The organism is Streptomyces sp. 8L (assembly GCF_020176795.1).
Taxonomy (GTDB): domain Bacteria; phylum Actinomycetota; class Actinomycetes; order Streptomycetales; family Streptomycetaceae; genus Streptomyces.
This window is the reverse complement of record NZ_JAIUKE010000132.1, coordinates 1-16,777: the sequence shown is the minus strand read 5'-3', so window position 1 is coordinate 16,777 and position 16,777 is coordinate 1. Positions and strand designations below refer to the sequence as shown.

Annotated in this window: 16 protein-coding genes; 10 read left to right on the top strand and 6 right to left on the bottom strand. The window is 73.2% G+C overall.

The window, feature by feature from the left end:
* The first annotated feature begins 195 nt into the window (after nt 1-195).
* From LCE31_RS13155 to LCE31_RS13145, 3 genes are all read left to right on the top strand, one after another.
* Complete coding sequence (locus LCE31_RS13155; protein WP_225014406.1) at nt 196-567, top strand: F0F1 ATP synthase subunit epsilon; 372 nt, start codon at nt 196-198, stop codon at nt 565-567.
* A 135-nt stretch (nt 568-702) separates the two neighbouring features.
* Entirely contained in the window at nt 703-1,149 is a 447-nt protein-coding gene (locus tag LCE31_RS13150) for a DUF2550 domain-containing protein (RefSeq protein ID WP_225014405.1), read from the top strand.
* 315 nt (nt 1,150-1,464) lie between these two features.
* Nucleotides 1,465-2,793, top strand: coding sequence for a carotenoid oxygenase family protein (locus tag LCE31_RS13145; protein WP_225014404.1), 1,329 nt, complete (start codon nt 1,465-1,467; stop codon nt 2,791-2,793).
* A gap of 81 nt (nt 2,794-2,874) precedes the next feature.
* Here the strand turns inward: LCE31_RS13145 and LCE31_RS13140 are convergent, their stop codons facing one another.
* Nucleotides 2,875-3,525, bottom strand: coding sequence for a TetR/AcrR family transcriptional regulator (locus LCE31_RS13140; RefSeq protein WP_225014403.1), 651 nt, complete (start codon nt 3,523-3,525; stop codon nt 2,875-2,877).
* 266 nt (nt 3,526-3,791) lie between these two features.
* Between LCE31_RS13140 and LCE31_RS13135 the strand changes: the two genes are divergently transcribed.
* Together LCE31_RS13135 and LCE31_RS13130 are read left to right on the top strand one after the other, a co-directional pair.
* A complete protein-coding gene (locus LCE31_RS13135) occupies nt 3,792-4,178 on the top strand; it encodes a hypothetical protein (RefSeq protein ID WP_225014402.1) in 387 nt (128 codons plus the stop codon).
* Between the two features lie 99 nt (nt 4,179-4,277).
* Nucleotides 4,278-5,642: a hypothetical protein gene (locus LCE31_RS13130; protein ID WP_225014401.1), complete on the top strand. Its 1,365-nt coding sequence runs from the start codon at nt 4,278-4,280 to the stop codon at nt 5,640-5,642.
* 79 nt (nt 5,643-5,721) lie between these two features.
* Here the strand turns inward: LCE31_RS13130 and LCE31_RS13125 are convergent, their stop codons facing one another.
* Nucleotides 5,722-6,294 carry a cob(I)yrinic acid a,c-diamide adenosyltransferase gene (locus LCE31_RS13125; RefSeq protein WP_225014400.1) on the bottom strand — a complete coding sequence of 191 codons (573 nt, stop codon included), beginning with the start codon at nt 6,292-6,294 and terminating at the stop codon, nt 5,722-5,724.
* A gap of 35 nt (nt 6,295-6,329) precedes the next feature.
* Nucleotides 6,330-7,232 (bottom strand): LysR family transcriptional regulator, encoded by a 903-nt coding sequence (locus LCE31_RS13120; protein ID WP_225014399.1) that lies wholly within the window; start codon nt 7,230-7,232, stop codon nt 6,330-6,332.
* Between the two features lie 195 nt (nt 7,233-7,427).
* On the opposite strand from LCE31_RS13120, the gene LCE31_RS13115 reads away from it, so the two are divergent.
* The 4 genes from LCE31_RS13115 to LCE31_RS13100 all read left to right on the top strand — a co-directional run bounded on the left by LCE31_RS13115 (nt 7,428) and on the right by LCE31_RS13100 (nt 13,286).
* The gene (locus LCE31_RS13115) at nt 7,428-8,348 is read left to right on the top strand and encodes a TIGR03620 family F420-dependent LLM class oxidoreductase (RefSeq protein ID WP_225014398.1); all 921 of its coding nucleotides are present in this window, start codon (nt 7,428-7,430) and stop codon (nt 8,346-8,348) included.
* Nucleotides 8,349-8,954: 606 nt separating this feature from the next.
* Entirely contained in the window at nt 8,955-9,803 is an 849-nt protein-coding gene (locus LCE31_RS13110) for a 3-hydroxyacyl-CoA dehydrogenase family protein (RefSeq protein WP_225014397.1), read from the top strand.
* 220 nt (nt 9,804-10,023) lie between these two features.
* A complete protein-coding gene (locus LCE31_RS13105) occupies nt 10,024-10,347 on the top strand; it encodes an STAS domain-containing protein (RefSeq protein WP_225014396.1) in 324 nt (107 codons plus the stop codon).
* Nucleotides 10,348-10,643: 296 nt separating this feature from the next.
* Nucleotides 10,644-13,286: an ATP-binding protein gene (locus LCE31_RS13100; RefSeq protein WP_225014395.1), complete on the top strand. Its 2,643-nt coding sequence runs from the start codon at nt 10,644-10,646 to the stop codon at nt 13,284-13,286.
* Between the two features lie 72 nt (nt 13,287-13,358).
* Here LCE31_RS13100 and LCE31_RS13095 read toward each other — a convergent pair whose 3' ends face one another.
* Nucleotides 13,359-13,859 (bottom strand): TetR/AcrR family transcriptional regulator C-terminal domain-containing protein, encoded by a 501-nt coding sequence (locus LCE31_RS13095; protein WP_225014394.1) that lies wholly within the window; start codon nt 13,857-13,859, stop codon nt 13,359-13,361.
* Between the two features lie 110 nt (nt 13,860-13,969).
* Entirely contained in the window at nt 13,970-14,629 is a 660-nt protein-coding gene (gene nucS, locus LCE31_RS13090; RefSeq protein ID WP_225014393.1) for an endonuclease NucS, read from the bottom strand.
* A 214-nt stretch (nt 14,630-14,843) separates the two neighbouring features.
* Here nucS and LCE31_RS13085 point away from each other — a divergent pair, with 214 nt between their 5' ends.
* A complete protein-coding gene (locus LCE31_RS13085; protein ID WP_225014392.1) occupies nt 14,844-15,236 on the top strand; it encodes an SCO5389 family protein in 393 nt (130 codons plus the stop codon).
* Nucleotides 15,237-15,446: 210 nt separating this feature from the next.
* On the opposite strand, the gene LCE31_RS13080 is transcribed toward LCE31_RS13085, so the two are convergent.
* The gene (locus tag LCE31_RS13080) at nt 15,447-16,529 is read right to left on the bottom strand and encodes an LLM class flavin-dependent oxidoreductase (RefSeq protein WP_374118461.1); all 1,083 of its coding nucleotides are present in this window, start codon (nt 16,527-16,529) and stop codon (nt 15,447-15,449) included.
* Nucleotides 16,530-16,777: the final 248 nt, after the last annotated feature.

The following is a 16,777-nucleotide window of genomic DNA, read 5'->3' as shown; positions in this document are numbered from 1 at the left end:
GCGGGGGGATGCGCGCCCCTCAACAACCCCCCTATGGCGGGGGGGGCCCCGCCCCCCCCGGGCCCCGGGCGCGGGGGGGGGGGGGGGGGGGGGGGGGGGGCCCGGCCGCCCCACTCACCGCTCGCTCCCGAGCACCCCATAGAATTGACATCGACACCCGGAGGAACCGCCGGGTGCTGACCCGAGGAGCCACCCTTGGCTGATCTGCACGTCGAGCTGGTCGCAGCCGACCGCAACGTGTGGTCCGGCGAGGCCCACCTGGTCGTCGCGCGCACCAGCTCCGGCGACATCGGCATCATGGCCGGCCACCAGCCGGTCCTCGGTGTGCTGGAGTCGGGCCCGGTGACCATTCGTACGAGTGACGGCGGCACGGTCGTCGCCGCGGTGCACGGCGGATTCCTGTCGTTCGCCGACAACAAGCTTTCGCTGCTCGCCGAAGTCGCCGAGCTCGCGGACGAGATCGACCCCCAGCGCGCCGAGCGCGCGCTGGCCCGCGCGAAGTCGGACGACGACGCCGCCGCCGAGCGGCGCGCCGACGTCCGGATGCGTGCGGTGGCGGCGAAGTAGCCGCCGCGCGATTGCTTTACCCCCTCAGCCGCGGCCCGTTCCGGAACCTCTCGGAACGGGTCGCGGCTGAGGCGATGCGGTGGACGAACGGGCAGTTCAGGTGCGTGACCGGTTGAGGCGAGGAGGTCGGTACAGATGACCCTCGCTCTGCTTGTCGCGGCACTGGTCGTCGTCCTGGTTGCGTTGGGTCTCTTCGTGTTCGGCCTGCGCCGGCGCCTGATCCAGCGCTCCGGCGGAACGTTCGACTGCAGCGTCCGCTGGAACCTGCCCGAGCGGCCCGACCCGTCGGGCAAGGGCTGGGTGTACGGGGTGGCCCGGTACAACGGCGACCGGGTCAACTGGTTCCGCGTCTTCTCGTACGCGCCGCGCCCCCGCCGCTCGCTGGAACGCTCCGCGATCGAGGTGGTGGCCCGCCGCGCCCCGGAGGGTGAGGAGGAACTGGCCCTGCTGTCCGACGCGGTGGTGCTGGCCTGCCGGCACCGGGGCGTACGGCTGGAGCTCGCCATGAGCGACGACGCCCTGACAGGCTTCCTGGCCTGGCTGGAAGCGGCCCCACCGGGGCAGAGAGTGAACGTGGCCTGACCCCTCTTCGGGGTGGGGGCCTCCCGGACGGAGTCCGGGAAGACGTGGCGTGATGGCGGGACCGGAACGGTTCCCGCGGCAGGGCAAGGGGCTGGTGCACACCGCACCAGCCCCTTTGTCGTTCCCTGTCGGTCGTTCCGTGGCGCCCGGATCTGCCGCCCGGATCTGCCGCCCGAATCTGCCGCCCGGATCGCATTGGCATTGGATGTGCTATTGGAATAGTGTTCATTATGCAAGAGGTCGGCAGGAGCCCCGGCGAAGCCGTCCGGTGGCCGACCGCCGGCGCGCGCCCCCCGAACCGCTGAGGAGTCAGACATGAAGCCACCCCCTGAGCTGGCGGGCAACTACGCTCCCGTCACCGACGAGATCACTTCCTGCGAGCTGAAGACCGAGGGGGCCGTCCCGCCCGAGCTGTCGGGCTGGTACGTGCGCAACGGCCCGAACCCGCACAGCGCGGCATCCGGCCACTGGTTCTCGGGGGACGGCATGGTGCACGGGGTACGGCTGGAGGACGGCAGGGCCCTCTCGTACCGCAACCGGTGGGTGCGCACCTCGCTGTTCCGTGAGGGCCGGCCGCCCGGGGGCGGGCGCCGGGACCTGGCCGCGGGAGCCGCCAACACCCATGTCGTGCGGCACGCCGGGCACACCCTGGCGCTGGTGGAGTCCTCGCTGCCCTACGAGTTGGAGCCCGACCTCGCCACGATCGGCCCGTACGACTTCGAGGGCAGGCTGGACACGCCGATGACGGCGCACCCGAAGGTGTGCCCGGACACCGGCGAGATGCACTTCTTCGGCTACCGCGCCACCGAGGCCCCGTACTTGACGTACCACCGCACCGACACGGCGGGGAACCTGGTGGTCAGCCGCCCCGTCACGGAGGTCGGGCCGACCATGATGCACGACTTCGCGCTGACCTCGCGCCATGTCGTCTTCATGGATCTGCCGGTCGTCTTCGACCGGCAACTGGCCCGGGGCGGTGGCGCGATGCCGTACCGCTGGAGCGACAGCTACGGCGCGCGGCTGGGTGTGCTGCGCCGGGACGATCCGCACGGCGCGATCCGCTGGTTCTCCGTCGACCCCTGCTACGTCTTCCACACGCTCAACGCGCACGAGGCCGGCGGCACGCTCGTCCTGACCGTGGTGCGGTATCCGGAACTGTGGCGCGGTGACCAGGGGTTCGACCAGCCCGGCACGTTGTGGCGGTGGGTCGTCGACCTCGCCACCGGTACGGTCCGCGAGGAGCGGATCGACGACAGGGACTGCGAGTTCCCCCGGATCGACGACCGGCTGGCCGGGCTCGACGCGCGCTACGGCTATGCCATCACCACCTCCGCCGAACCGCACGGGCCGCACTCCGGCGTGCTGCTGCGCTACGACCTGAGCACCGGCGGCGTGGTGGAACACCGGTTCGGCCAGGGGCGGCGACCCAGCGAGGCGGCGTTCGCGCCGGCCGACGACCGGCCGGGCGGCCGGGGGTGGCTGATGACGTACGTGTACGACATGGCGCGCGACAGCAGTGACCTCGTCATCCTCGACGCCGAGGACCCCACCGCCGAGCCCGTCGCCACCATCCACCTGCCGCGCCGGGTCCCCTTCGGCTTCCACGGCAATTGGCTGCCCGACCGCGCGCCGGCCTCCGCCTGACCGCGGGACCCGCCGGGTGCGCCCCGGAGCGCCGGACCGCACCCGGAACGGGGGCGCTTCCCCCTAATGGGTGCGCGTCCCCTAATGGGGGGCGCGTCGCTCGTCGCGGGTCGCTCCGAGCCCGGCGAACAGCCAGTGGGCGGCTTCACCGTAGAGGTTCTCCGGGACCAGTTCCGGGTCGGTGCGCCGCAGTTGGACGAGCCCCTGGAACATGGCCAGCAGGACGGTGGCCACCTGGTCGAAGGGCGCTCCGTCGGCTTGGCCGCGCTTCTCGGCGCGCGCGGCCAACACCGAGGCCAATCCGTCCCGGTTGGCGCGGAACTGCCCCGCGAGGCTCTTCTGGTACTCGGGGCGGCGGATCGCGTACAGCCAGAACTCCGCCTGGAGTGCCGCGAGATCCCTGTCCTCGTCGGCGATCTCGATCAGATAGCGGGACAGCGCGTCCTGGGCCTCCTCGATGCCGCTGTTCTCGGACACCAGGGTGGCGGCGTCGGCGAGGCGGCTGCTGCTCCGGTGGGACAGCAGCTCGATGAACAGCTCGTCCTTTCCGGAGAAGTTCGAGTACAGCGCGCCGGTGGAGAAGCCGGCGGTCTCGGCGATGTCCTCGACCGACGCCCCCGCGAACCCTTTGCGTGCGAACACCTGCGCGGCGGCGTCCAGGAGCAGGGCTCGGGTGCGGGCTTTGGTCTCCGCCCGGGTCAGGCGCTTGGGGCGCGCTTCGTCGTCTCTCATATAGAGAACTCTATTCAAATAGTGACAATTATGTCAAGGAGTGGTGAATGCCCTGCCGTGCGGGAGGGGTTCGGGTGTCCGACTGCCCGCCCCCTGTCGTCATGGTGGATAATGTTGATTATTTGAATCTGTGTTGCGATTGACATGCGGATCATTATTTGAATAAGGTGCTCCATATGTAAGGGACGGAGTGCGGCCCGGCGTACCGGATGTGAGGACGCCGCGGACCGTGTCCCGTCTCCCGGCACACATCCAGGAGTCAAGCCATGCCGTCGTCCCCGAAAGTCGTCCGCTACCTGATAGGTGGTCTGGTCATCGGCGCGTTCTGGTACATCAACCGCGGCCGGCCGGCGTGGGAGGAGGCGCTGCGCACCGTCGTCGTCTTCGGCGTGCTCATGGCCCTGCTCAAGGCCAGGCTGAAGAGCAAGTCCGTCGACGTGCACCTGGTGCCGCTGATCGCCTCCAAGGCGGCCCTCGTCCTGGTCGCGGCCGTGGTCCAGGAGTGCGTCAAGGGCTCGGTGGACAACGCCGCCCTCTTCGTGGCGATCGGTCTCGGCCTCGCGGTGATGCTGCTCGGCCCCGTGGGGGACGGCCACTACTTCACCCGCAGGGTCGCGCCCGGGAGCGCCAACTCCGCGCGGGCGTTCCAGTAGCCGTCGCAGGCGTCGGCATGGCCAGGCCCGCACCGACGCGGCTCGTGGCGGTGCCGGGCGTCGGCGGGCGGTGCCACACATCATCGGGAGGGGAGCGTCGTGCGGGAGACATCCGAAGCGGTGAAGGGAGTCCGCCGACGATCGGGCCCCCGGCTCCGTCTGGTGGCCGCGCTCGTGGCACTCGGCCTCGCCGGCGCCGGCTGCCATCCGTCGGGGGCGCACCCGGCCCCTTCGCCCGGCAGCGCCACGGCCTCCTCCCCGGCCGCCCCGGACCCGTCGGCGTCCGCCTCCGACGCGGCCTCCGCGCTGCGGCCGCTGACCGACACCACGTCGAAGGACCCGGGCGTCTACTACTCCGACCCGTATCCGATCCACACCGCTCCCTCGGACCACGCGGCGGACGGTGTGTACTTCTCCGGGACCACGAAGTGGCTGCTGCACTGCGCCACCGGGGCCTCCGCCCACTGCACGCCCGCGGGGAAGGTCACCGTGACCGCGGGGCAGGCGCTGCGCCGGGCCGCGAGCAGGTACGGCTCCCGCACGACGGTCACCGACAACGCGAACATCTACCAACTGGACTCCGGCGCCTGGCAGATGGCCGCGACGATGTACGTCAAGAACCCGCGCTTCCCGGACGCGGCGCCGTGGACGGTCGTCGTGCACGCGCACGCCTCGCGCGCCCCGCACGGCTCGGGCGGCCCGGTCCCGACCGCCTGGGTCGCCGACAGTCTGCTGGCGGGGTCCTTCCTGCGGCCGGACAAGGCGGACTACGACGGGAAGTACGTCGAGGACAACGGCACGCTGTACCTCGTCTACAGCAAGCGGCTGTCGGACTCACCCGCGCGGGACGGCGTCGTGGCGCAGCGGATGGTCTCGCCCGGCAGGCCGGCGGACTCCGGTCCCGCGGTGCTTCTCGCACCGGAGAACGCGAACGGCGGGTACAACTCGGAACTCTTCTTCGGCACGGACCGGTCGAAGAGGTTCAAGCTGATCGAGACCGGCAACATCACGAAGATCGACGGCAAGTATGTGATGGCCTACTCGACGGGCGCGTACAACGAGAGCGACTACAAGTCCGGCCTCGCGTGGTCCGACACCCTGATCCCGCCGAAGGGTTCGGCCTACCGCAGGAGCCTGATGAAGGACGGCGCACAGGTGTGGGGCGGGAAACCCGGTGGCCAGGAGGTCCACTACCTCCTCCAGTCGCAGCAAAAGGACTGGCCGGACTACGTGGGGGACCGCGTCATCGCGCCGGGTGTGCCGTCGGTCGTGGAGTCGCGCGGCGCGTGGTACCTGTACTTCGCCGGCTACCTGCCCTCGGACGCCCCGAAGGTGTCCGGGGGCAAGCTCGACGCGAGCCACCGGCGCCCCTACGTCATGCCGCTGTCGGTGCACGTACCGAAGGACACCAGCGTGCGCGCGGCCTCGAACGCGGACCTGGCCCGCTGGATCACCTGGTCCTGACCCGGCCGGACACCACGGCGATCGGCCGGGGCACGCGGGCCGGGACACCGCGGTGACCGGCCGGGGTGCGCGGGCCGGGTCAGCGTTCGCCGCCCGGGACCCACAGCACGTCACCGACCTCCCCGTTCGCCACGCGGGCGAGGATGAACAGGAGGTCGGACAGCCGGTTGAGATACGTCGCCGCGAGCGGGTTCATCGTCTCGCCGTGCGTCTCGAAGGCCGCCCAGGTGGAGCGCTCCGCGCGGCGTACCACCGTGCACGCCTGATGCAGCAGGGCGGCGCCCGGCGTGCCGCCGGGGAGGATGAAGCTGCGCAGCTTCTCCAGCCCTTCCAGATAGCGGTCGCAGTCCGCCTCCAGCTTGTCGATGTACGACTGCTCGACGCGCAGCGGCGGGTACTCCGGGTCGGGCACGACCGGCGTGGACAGGTCGGCGCCCACGTCGAACAGGTCGTTCTGCACCCGCGTCAGCACTTTCACGACGTCCTCGGGCAGCCCTCCGAGGGCGACGGCCGTGCCGATGGCGGCGTTGGCCTCGTTGGCGTCGGCGTACGCGCCGATCCGCGGATCGGTCTTGGGCGCGCGGCTCATGTCGCCGAGCGCGGTGGTGCCCTTGTCCCCGGTACGGGTGTAGATGCGCGTCAGATTGACCATGCGCCCAGGGTAGGCACCGGGCCGCCGCCGCGCGCTCACCCGGGGCCGGGGGGCGCCCCGGTGAGGTGTGCGAGCGCGTAGGTGCGGAAGGCCGCCACGAGGCGGCTCCGGTCGTCGTGGCGGGTGGCCAGCACGACGTGGCTCGGTTCGACGCCGTGCACCGGGACGGCGGTGATGTCGGGACGGAAGCCCTGGGAGCGGAGGTCCGGTGTGAGTGCCACGGCCTGACCCGACGCGATGAGTTCCAGCTTGTCCTCGACGTCCTCCACGAGCGGTCCCTCGGGCGCGCGGCTGCCGTCGGGGCGCGGGTCGATGCGCCAGAAGGCGTTCCAGAGCGGGTCGGCGGCCCGGATCAGGGGCTCGTCCGCGATGTCGTCGAGAGTGACGGACTCCCTGCCCGCCAGCCGGTGGTCCACGGGCACGACGAGCACCCGGGGCTCGTCGTGGAGGACGGTCACATGCAGCCCGGCGGTCCGGAACGGCAGCCGGGCCACCGCGGCGTCCACGCGATGGTCGAGCAGCGCCGCCCGGACGTCGTTCCAGGCCAGGTGCCGGGTGCGCACGTCGGCGTCCGGATGGCGGAGGCGCAGTTCGCGCACCGCCGGCGTGACGATGATGTTCGTGATGTACCCGACGGTGATCCTGCTCGGCTCGGCGGCGGCCCTGGCCTGCTCCGCCGCCCGCCCGGCAGAGCGCAGCAGCGCCTTGGCGCGGGGCAGGAAGACCTCCCCGGCCCCGGTGAGCCTGCTGCCCCGGGGGGTGCGGTCCAGCAGGCGGGCACCCATCTGCTGTTCGAGGCGGCGGATCTGGCGGCTCAGGGACGGCTGGGTGATGTGGAGGGCCTCGGCGGCGCGACCGAAGTGCCGGTGCTCCGCCACGGCCGCGAAGTACCGCACCAGCCTCAGGTCGAGGTCCGCGGGGTGCGTCGGGTCTGCCATGCCCCGAGTGTAGTCCGGCGTGCCGCCGACCATGCGGGAGTATGCCCTCTGAGCTGCTGTGTTGCCTCAACCGTATCGCGCCTTGCGTATCAGGCCTTGGACAGAGGTGTAAGGCGCTTCCTAGCGTGGAGGGCATGAGCCGGGCGCCGCACGGAGACCACGGCGGCGTCCGGACGCGTTCCCGAGGAGGCACCCATGAGCAGGACCACGGTGGTCGAGGCCGCCCGTACCACGCTGGGACCGGTCGGCACGTATCTGCCGGTCTCGTTCGACAGCCTGCCCACGGCCGATGTCCAGCGCGAGGCCGCCCGCAGGCTGGAGCGCGCCGGATATAGGACCGCCTGGACCAACGAGGTCGTCGGCGGCAAGGACGCCTTCGTGCAACTGGCGGTTCTGCTGGGCGCCACCGAACGGCTGGCGTTCGGCACCGGCATCGCCAACATCTGGGCCAGGCAGCCCCAGACCGCGCACGCGGCGGCGGCGATGCTGGCCCAGGCATACCCGGGCCGGTTCGTGCTCGGCCTCGGCGTGGGCCATCCGCAGCAGGCCGCCGCCACGGGGCGCGAGTTCGGCAGCCCGCTGAGCACCATGCGCGACTACCTGGACCACATGGCCGATCCGGTCCAGCCGCCCGCTCCCGACACCGCCTATCCCCGGATCACCGGCGCGAACGGTCCGAAGATGCTCGCTCTGGCCGGCGAGATCACCGACGGGGCCCTGCCCGCCGGGCAGCCACCGGAGTTCACGGCGTACGCCCGCCGAGTGCTCGGCCCCGACAAGCTCCTCGTCGTCGGGCTGTCCCTCGTCCCCGAGGCCGACCCCGCCCGGGCGTCCGCCGCGGCCCGCGCCACCGTGGCGGCCCAGCTCCACAACCCCTCGTTCGCGGCCTCCTTGGCCGGGCTGGGCTACGCGACGCGGGACATCGCCGAGGTGAGCGAGCGGCTGGTGGACGCGATCGTCGCCCACGGCACCCCGGAGGCCGTCGCGGCGAAGGTCCGCGAGCACCTGGCCGCCGGGGCCGACCACGTGATCCTGATGCCGCCCCTCAACAGCGATTTCCTTCCCTGCCTCGACCGGCTGGAGCAACTCGCCCCCGCCATGGCCGCGATCGCCTGAGCCACGGCCCGGTCACGGGGGCCGGGTCCGGTGACCGGGCGGCGCTCCTGAGCCGTGGACATCGTCCAACCCGACTGGCCCCCGCCCGAGTTGATGCCCGGCCCGCGTGGCTGCCCCGGGCCTCGCGCGTCTTGCACGACGGGCCTCATTCGCGACGGGCCCCGATGCGCGACGGGCCTCGATGCCCGACGTACGTCACGGACACGTACGTCACGGACTACAGACGTACGTCACGGCCCCCGTATTCTCACGGCCCCCACCGCATGCTCCGGCCGCCCGTCTCCCGGCCGGCTCCGGCACCCCGGCCTCGCCGCCGAGCCGGGGCGGCACGGCTCACTCGGCGTCAAGACCCGTTCCGCGCCTGGACGACATCGGCGACATGCGGGGCGAACCGCCGCCTCGGACGCGGTCCGCCTTCTCCGGCGCGACGCCCCGCCGAGGGGCCGGTGTGATGTCCGTCATGTGAGACGTGACGCGTGTCTCTCCACCGCCACATGGCCGCCAAGGACCGCTAATCTCCGCTAAGCGCCGCGTTCGCAAGGGGGCGTTGAAGAGCCGCGCGCCGGGACGCGCCCGCTGCTCGCCGAGAGAACCGAGAGGTGTGTCGTGGCCAGGAAACTCGCCGTCATCGGGGCCGGACTCATGGGGTCCGGCATCGCGCAGGTGTCCGCACAGGCCGGCTGGGAGGTCGTGCTGCGTGATGTCACCGACGCGGCGCTGACGCGGGGCACCGACACCATCAAGGCCTCGTACGAGCGGTTCACCGCCAAGGGCAGGCTCGACGCGGCGGACGCGGAGGCGGCGCTCGGCCGTATCACCACCACCACCGACCTCGACGCCGTCGCCGACGCGGACCTCGTCGTGGAGGCCGTCTTCGAACAGCTCGACGTGAAGCACGAGATCTTCCGCGCCCTCGACAAGATCACCGCGCCGGGGACCGTGCTCGCCTCCAACACGTCCGCGATTCCGATCACCAAGATCGCGGCGGCCACCGAGCACCCCGAACGCGTCGTCGGCGCCCACTTCTTCTCGCCCGTACCGATGATGCAGCTGTGCGAGCTGGTGCGCGGCTACAAGACCAGTGACGAGACGCTCGCCACCGTGCGGGAGTTCGCCGAGTCGGTCGGCAAGACCTGTGTGGTCGTCAACCGCGACGTGGCGGGCTTCGTCACCACCCGGCTGATCTCCGCGCTGGTGGTGGAGGCGGTCAAGCTCTACGAGTCGGGCGTCGCCACTGCCGAGGACATCGACCTCGCCTGCAAGCTCGGCTTCGGCCACGCCATGGGCCCGCTCGCCACGGCCGACCTCACAGGCGTCGACATCCTGCTGCACGCCGCGGACAACATCTACACGGAGTCGCAGGACGAGAAGTTCGCACCGCCCGAGCTGATGCGCCGGATGGTGGACGCGGGTGACATCGGCCGCAAGAGCGGGCAGGGGTTCTACAAGCACTGATTTTCCGCAGGGAACCGCTACGGCCGACAGCTCCCACCCGATCGGGTGAGAAGAGGGCGAGTCCGACATCGGTTCGCTTACAGCCGACAACGTGTCGTACGTCCGGTCCGTCAGTTGTCGCATCGGGTGGGCCGCCGCACCGGGCGTACGGCACCACCGGCTTGACGCACGACGCAGACGCTGTCGGGACACAGCGGTACCGCACCACCGGGGAGCGCATATGCACATCAGGGGCGACCACGCCGAGCTGGTCGTCGGGGGCCGCCTCGACGTTCGCAGCGCGGCGGACGCCCGTACGGTCCTGCACGCCGCCGTCGACGACGGAGTCGGCGACCTCGTGCTGGATCTGACCGAGCTGGACTCCTGGGACGCCACGGGTCTCGGCGTCATCATGGGGGCGCACCGGCGCGCCGGGCGGTGCGGCCGCAGACTCGTGCTCAGAGGCGTGCCGCCGCAGATGCAGCGCCTGCTGGTCGCCACGCGTCTGCACCGCATCCTGGCCATCGAGGGTGGCATCGCGGCGGAGTCCCTGCCCCGCGTCTGAGGCGACGGCGGCCGGAGCGCGATCGCCCGCGTGGCGCCGCCCTGCCCCGACCGCGCCCCGGCCCGCCCGGGGCACCGGCACCGCCAGGCCCGTCCAAGGCACCGGTGCTCGCAGCGTCCGCACCGTGCGTACCCTCCTGAGCTGCTGTCCCTCACCGTCCTGAGCTGCGGTCCCTCTCCGCGCGCCGGCCGGGGCCCCGGCTTCCGCGCACCTGCCTCCGTCCGGCCCGGGGTTCCTGGATACAGTGCGGGGGTCTATGGTTCGGCCCCGCACGCCACTATCTGGGGGATTTGCCGATGGACCCGATGAGCGCGGGACCCGAGGAGTACGGACGCGACGAGGACCGGCGCCCCGGTCCCTCGGATCGCAGGCCGCCGCGGCGTGAGTCGATCACGCCCGCGCTGGCCTCCCCCTCGGGCGGCGGCCCCGGTGGCACGCAGGTCCGCACCACCGAACTGGTGTCCGGCGACTTCCTCGTCACCGTCAACCCCGTGGACGGCAGCGAGATCGAGCCGTGCCCGCCCGGCCGCCGGCCCGGCCGCCCCGAGCGCCGCGGCGTACGGGAGCGTGCCGCCCTCCAGCGCGCCGGGCGCGCCTCCGTGCCGCCCGGGCCCGCCGCACCCGCGCTGCCGCTGCTGGAGCGCGAAGCCGAACACGACCAACTCGTCGACCTGCTGGGCCGCGGGCGCTCCGCCCGGGTGCTCGGCGTGCCGGGGTCGGGCCGCACCGCGCTCCTCGACGCCGTCGCCGCGCGCTGCGCGACGCTCGCACCCGACGGCCTCATACGGCTCAACGGATACCGCCGCACCGCCACCGAGCTGCTGTACGAACTGCACACCGCGGTCTTCGCCGGCGACGGCCCCCACCGTCCCGACCGGGTCGAACTCGGCGCCGCCGCCCGGGAAGTGGGCGCCGTCGTCGTCGTGGACGACCTGGAGCTCGGCGGCGAGGCGCTGGACGACCTGCTGTCCGCCACGCCCGAGTGCGCGTTCCTCTTCGCCGTCACCCCCGAGGTGCCCGCGCCGTCGCCCGGCGCCGCCGTCGCCGACGTACTCCTCGCGGGGCTCGGCCGGAGCGCCTCGCTCGAACTCCTGGAGCGGGCGGCGGGACGGCCGCTGAACGAGAGCGAGCGGAACTGGGCGGGCGACCTCTGGTTCGAGTCCGAGGGCCTGCCACTGCGCTTCGTCCAGGCCGGTGCGCTGCTGCGCCAGCGGGACCAGCTGCGCCGCGCCCCGGCGGCCCTCGACGAGTTCGAGGCGTTCGGCGACGCCGGCGGGGCGACCGCGAAGAACACGGTCGACGCGGCTGCCGCCCCCGCCCTCGACGCGGCCTTCGACACCGCCGACGAGCAGGGCGCGTACGACGTCCCGCTGCCGACCCTCGGAGAGGGCGCGGCCCCGGCAGCCCTGCTCGCCTCGCGGCTGAGCGAGTCGGCGCGCGAGTGCCTGCGGTTCGCGGTCGCGCTCGGCGGCGAGGTGCCCCACCAGGCGCACCTGCCCGCGCTGGTCGGCGAGACCCACGCGGACGCCGCCCTCGGCGAGTTGATGAGCTGCGCGCTGCTCAGCCCCGTCGGCGCGCGCTACCGTCTCGCCCCCGGCGTCGTCACCCAGCTGGAGGCGGCCGGGTACGGCGACGAGGCGCAGCGGTACGCGAGCGCCGCCGCCGAGCACTACACCTGGTGGACCGGGCACCCGTCCGTCACGCCCGAGCGGGTCACCGCCGAGGCGGACGCGGTCCTCGCCTCGATCGGCCCGCTGCTGCCGGACGCCGCGGGCACCGCCCTGCGGCTGGCGCGCAGCGCGGCGCCCGCACTGCTCGCGGGACTGCGCTGGACGCTGTGGGAGAAGGCCCTGCGGGCCGGGCAGTCGGCCGCCCGCATCGCCGGAGAGGTCGCAGAAGAGGCTTATTTCCACCATGAGTTGGGCGTACTCGCGCTCTGCACCGGCAACCTGGACCGGGCGCGCGTCGAGCTGGAGGCCTCCATCGGGATGCGGGGCGTCGCCGCCGACCGCAGCGGTACGGTGGCCGGCCGGCGGGCGCTCGCCCTCGTGTCGGACCTGGAGCGGGGCGTGACGCCGTCGGCGGCCGTCGCGCCCCCGCCGCCCCCGGCGGGCGCGTACGAGACCCGTCCCGGTGCGGACGCGATCCGCCCCGGCGCGTACGAGAGCGGCCGGGACGCCCATGAGACCAGGCCCACGCCGATCGTGGCGGCGCTGCCGTCGCGGTCCGCGGAGCAGGCCGCGGAGCAGGAGCCGGTACGGCTCTCCCGGGCCCGGCGCCCGGCCGCGGGGCGGCGCCTCATCGGCGGCGCGCGGCGCAACATGGTCGCGGCGGGCGCGGGCGCCGTGCTCGCCGCCGTGATGGGCACGGTGGTGGGTCTCGGCCTCACCTCGGGCAACGGCGCCCAGGGCACCGACCACACGGCCAACGAGCGGACCGACCAGGACGGCGACGGCGGCCTGCCGGCCCAGGAGCCGGCCACCACGTCCCAGGGGTCCCCGCGGTCGCACGCCCCGGCGGGAACGGACGGCACGGCGGCGCCGAGCACCTCCGCGTCGTCGAGTGCGCCGGGGACACCCTCCTCGCCCGGCGCGGGACAGTCCTCGAACGGGAACTCCTCCTCGCCGTCCGGCGGACACGCGTCCGGCGGCGGGGGCTCGCCCTCCCACTCCGGCGGCGGCACACCGTCCTCGCCGGGCGGTACGGGCGGCTCCTCCACCGGTCCTTCCGGCCCTCCCTCGACGTCGGGCGACCCGTCGGGCGATCCGTCAGGGGACCCGTCAGGCGATCCGTCGGGCGATCCGACCTCCCCGGACGATCCGACGTCGCCCGCGTCCCCTCCGCCCAGCTCGTCGGACACCACGCCGCCGGGCGCCGGTGACTCCGGCGGCGAGTCGGTGAATTCGGCCTCGGCGACGGCGTCCGGGACGTCGAGCTGACGGTACTGACGTACGCGCACTGGCGTACTCGCGTAGCGACGTACGCGCGTACCGCGGTGGGCTGAGGGGCGGTCAGAGGCGGGGCGAGCTGTGCCGCCGGGCCGCCATGGCGGCCAGACCGGTGACCAGGACGTCGAGGCCGAACTCGAACCGCTCGTCCGGAGTGGCGTCGGCCAGGGGACCCGTAGGGGCACCGAGGCCGGCGAGGGGCTCGGGGCGTGGGACCGCACCGGCCCCGTCGGCCGCGTCGCGGGCCGCCGAGCCGCCGACGTGTTCCACGATCAGTGAAGCGCCGTGCGCCGCGGCCGTCGCCGGCAGACCGCCCGCCGTCAGTACGGCGAGCAGCCACGCGGACACCTCGGTGGCGCGCGGGCCCGGCGGGACCTGCTCGACGGGCGGCCGGGCCGCCTCGGGCCGGCGCGCGAGGGCCTCCCGGGCCGCGCGCGCGAACTCCGTGACCTGTTCCGCCCACCGCCGCGGGTCGGGCGGGGGCAGCGGCAGTCCTTCGAGCGCGGCGGCCACGACCGCCTCCCGGCTCAGCGGCGCCCGCGTGGGCCTACGGGACTGGCTCATGGCTCCGGATCGTACGCCGGGCGCCGACGGGCGGGGGAGAGGGGAGCGGGAGGGAAACGGCGCAGACGAGAAACGCGGCGTGCGGCACGCGAGGGGGCGAGCGTGGCGCGTCAGAACAGGCGCAGCTTGTCGTCCTCGATGCCGCGCAGGGCGTCGTAGTCGAGCACGACGCAGCCGATCCCGCGGTCCGTCGCCAGCACCCGCGCCTGCGGCTTGATCTCCTGCGCCGCGAACACGCCCTTCACGGGGGCGAGATGAGGATCGCGGTTCAGCAGGTCCAGGTAGCGCGTCAACTGCTCGACGCCGTCGATCTCGCCGCGCCGCTTGATCTCCACCGCGACCGTGCCGCCGTCGGAGTCCCGGCACAGGATGTCCACCGGGCCGATCGCCGTGGGGTATTCGCGGCGGATGAGGCTGTAGCCCTGGCCCAGCGTCTCGATGCGGTCCGCGAGGAGTTCCTGGAGGTGCGCCTCGACGCCGTCCTTGATCAGACCGGGGTCCACGCCCAGCTCGTGGGCCGAGTCGTGCAGGACCTCTTCCATGGTGATGATCAATTTCTCGCCCGCTTTGTTGACGACGGTCCAGGTGTCGTCCCCCTCCTTGAGGGTGCAGGGCGGTGACATCCAGTTGAGAGGCTTGTACGCACGGTCGTCGGCATGGATCGACACACTGCCGTCCGCCTTGACCAGGATGAGACGGGGCGCGGAGGGCAAGTGGGCCGTGAGCCTGCCCGCGTAGTCCACGGAGCAGCGGGCGATGACGAGACGCATGGTCCGCAACGCTACTCGACAGGCGCCACGCTACGCGATTCGCCCCACAAGCCCCGTTCGGACGTGGCCGGTTGTGCTCCCGTCTGCCTGGTGTCGCTCTGGCTGCGCGCCTAACGTGTAAGCAGGAGGTTGTCGCGCGTGCACGCTGCGTCGCCACCCCTCCCCCTTCCCTGCCCGTAGGACCCCGGTCGCGGGGTCGCGAGAGGAGAACCCCATGTCGCTCGACGTCTCACCGGCGCTCTTGGAGCAGGCCGAGCGAGGCGAGGTCGACGAAGCCGACTTCGTCGACTGCGTCCGGACCTCCCTGCCCTACGCGTGGGAGATGATCAGTTCCCTGGTGGCCCAGCTGAAGGTCGACGGCGGTTCCTTCGCCGACAACCAGACGCCGCCGCCGGACGAGCACGCCCGTGGTCAGCTGCTGCGCGCACTCGCAAGTGACGCCATACGAGGGGCGCTCCAGCGCCACTTCGGAGTGCGTCTCGCCTTCCAGAACTGCCACCGTGTGGCGGTCTTCCCGCTGGACACGGCGGCCGACGCCCCGCTGACACGCTTCACGTCGGTACGGGCCCAGCTGCTCAACCAGTCGCCCGAACTCCGGGACTGCTGACGGTCACCGGCAGCGCCGGGGCCCTGCCGCCGTTCCGCACCGCCGGGGGTGATCGGTGCGGAACGGCGCCCCGGCGCCCCGGCATGCGCCGGCGCGCGCCGTACGGGGTACGGAGCGCGGCCCGCGCGGGCACGTACCGTTGGCCCGCGCGGGGCCGCGGAGCCCCTTCGCGGCGCTGGAAACCCGCGACATTCGGCCACGCCGGGCGCGCTACGCCAGGTGCGGCAGTACCTCGGCACCCAGACGCCGTACGTTCTCCTCCGTCGAGGCCACGTCGCCCGACCCCTCCACCAGGAGGGCGAAGCGCGTGATGCCCGTACGCTCCGACGTCGCCGCGAGACGGTCCGCGGCGAGCCGCGGCGGGCCGACCGGGTGCAGCGAGCACAGCAGCGACGTGTAGTCCACCGGGTCCCGCATCGGACGCGGCCTGCCGTCCACGGTGATGTGCGCGCCGAGCCCCTGCCGCAGCCAGCCCGGCATCGCCTTCACGAGGATCTCCGCCGCCTCGGAACGGTCGTCGGCGACCTGGGCGACCCCCACCGACACATGCGCCCCCTCGGGATCGTGGCCCGCCGCCCGCGCGTGCGTGCGCCACAGGGCGACCATCGCCGCCTTCTCCTCGTCGTCCGCGTGCATGCCGAGCAGCATCGGCAGGCCCCGCTCGCCGGCGAGCCGCACGGTCTTCGGCGAGGTGCACGCCACGACGACCTCGGGGCCCGGCACGTCCAGCAGTTCGTCGGGGCGCGGGACCACGGGCACCTCGCGGAACGTGTAGCGCGGGCCGAGCGCCTCGACGCGCGGCTCCCGCAGCCACCGCAGCAGCAGATCGAGCGACTCGGGGAAGTCCCGTTCGAAGGCCGCGAGTCCGGTCCCGAACACCTCCAGGTCGACCCACGGCCCGCCCCGTCCCACGCCGAGGGAGAACCGGCCGTCGGAGACCAAGTGCAGCAGCGCGGTCTGCTCCCCGAGCGTCACCGGATGCGTGTTCGGCAACACGCTGATCGCCGTGCCCACCCGGACGCGCCGGGTCCTTCCGAGCAGCAGCCCGGCCAGCGTCACCGCCGACGGGCAGACCCCGTACGGCACGAAGTGGTGCTCGGCGAGCCACACCTCGTCGAGGCCCGCGTTCTCCACGGCCTGGGCGGTCCCCCCCGCCCCCCCCGCGCCCCCCCCCCGGCCCCGCGCCCCCCCCCCCGGCCCCCCCCCGCCCGCCCCGCGGGGGGGGGCGGCGCCCCCCCCCGCGGCGCGCCCCGCGGCCCCCCCGGCGGGGGGGGGGCCCCCCCCCCGGTGCAGCGCCTCCCCCTGGCCCTGCCCAGGGAACTGGGCTGCCAGCACGAACGCCCCCACACGTGTCGCCGTACGCGTCGCACTTCGCACACGCATCGCCTTCTGCCTCCTCGCGGCCGACGCGGCCCCCCTGTCCGGCAGTAACGCCTGACACGTGCCAAAGGCACGGCCACGGACCAAGATCTTGCGATTGTCCGGTAATTGCCCCTCCGGTGCGGTGGATTCCGGCCCCCGCCCCGCCGCCCACCAGGCCG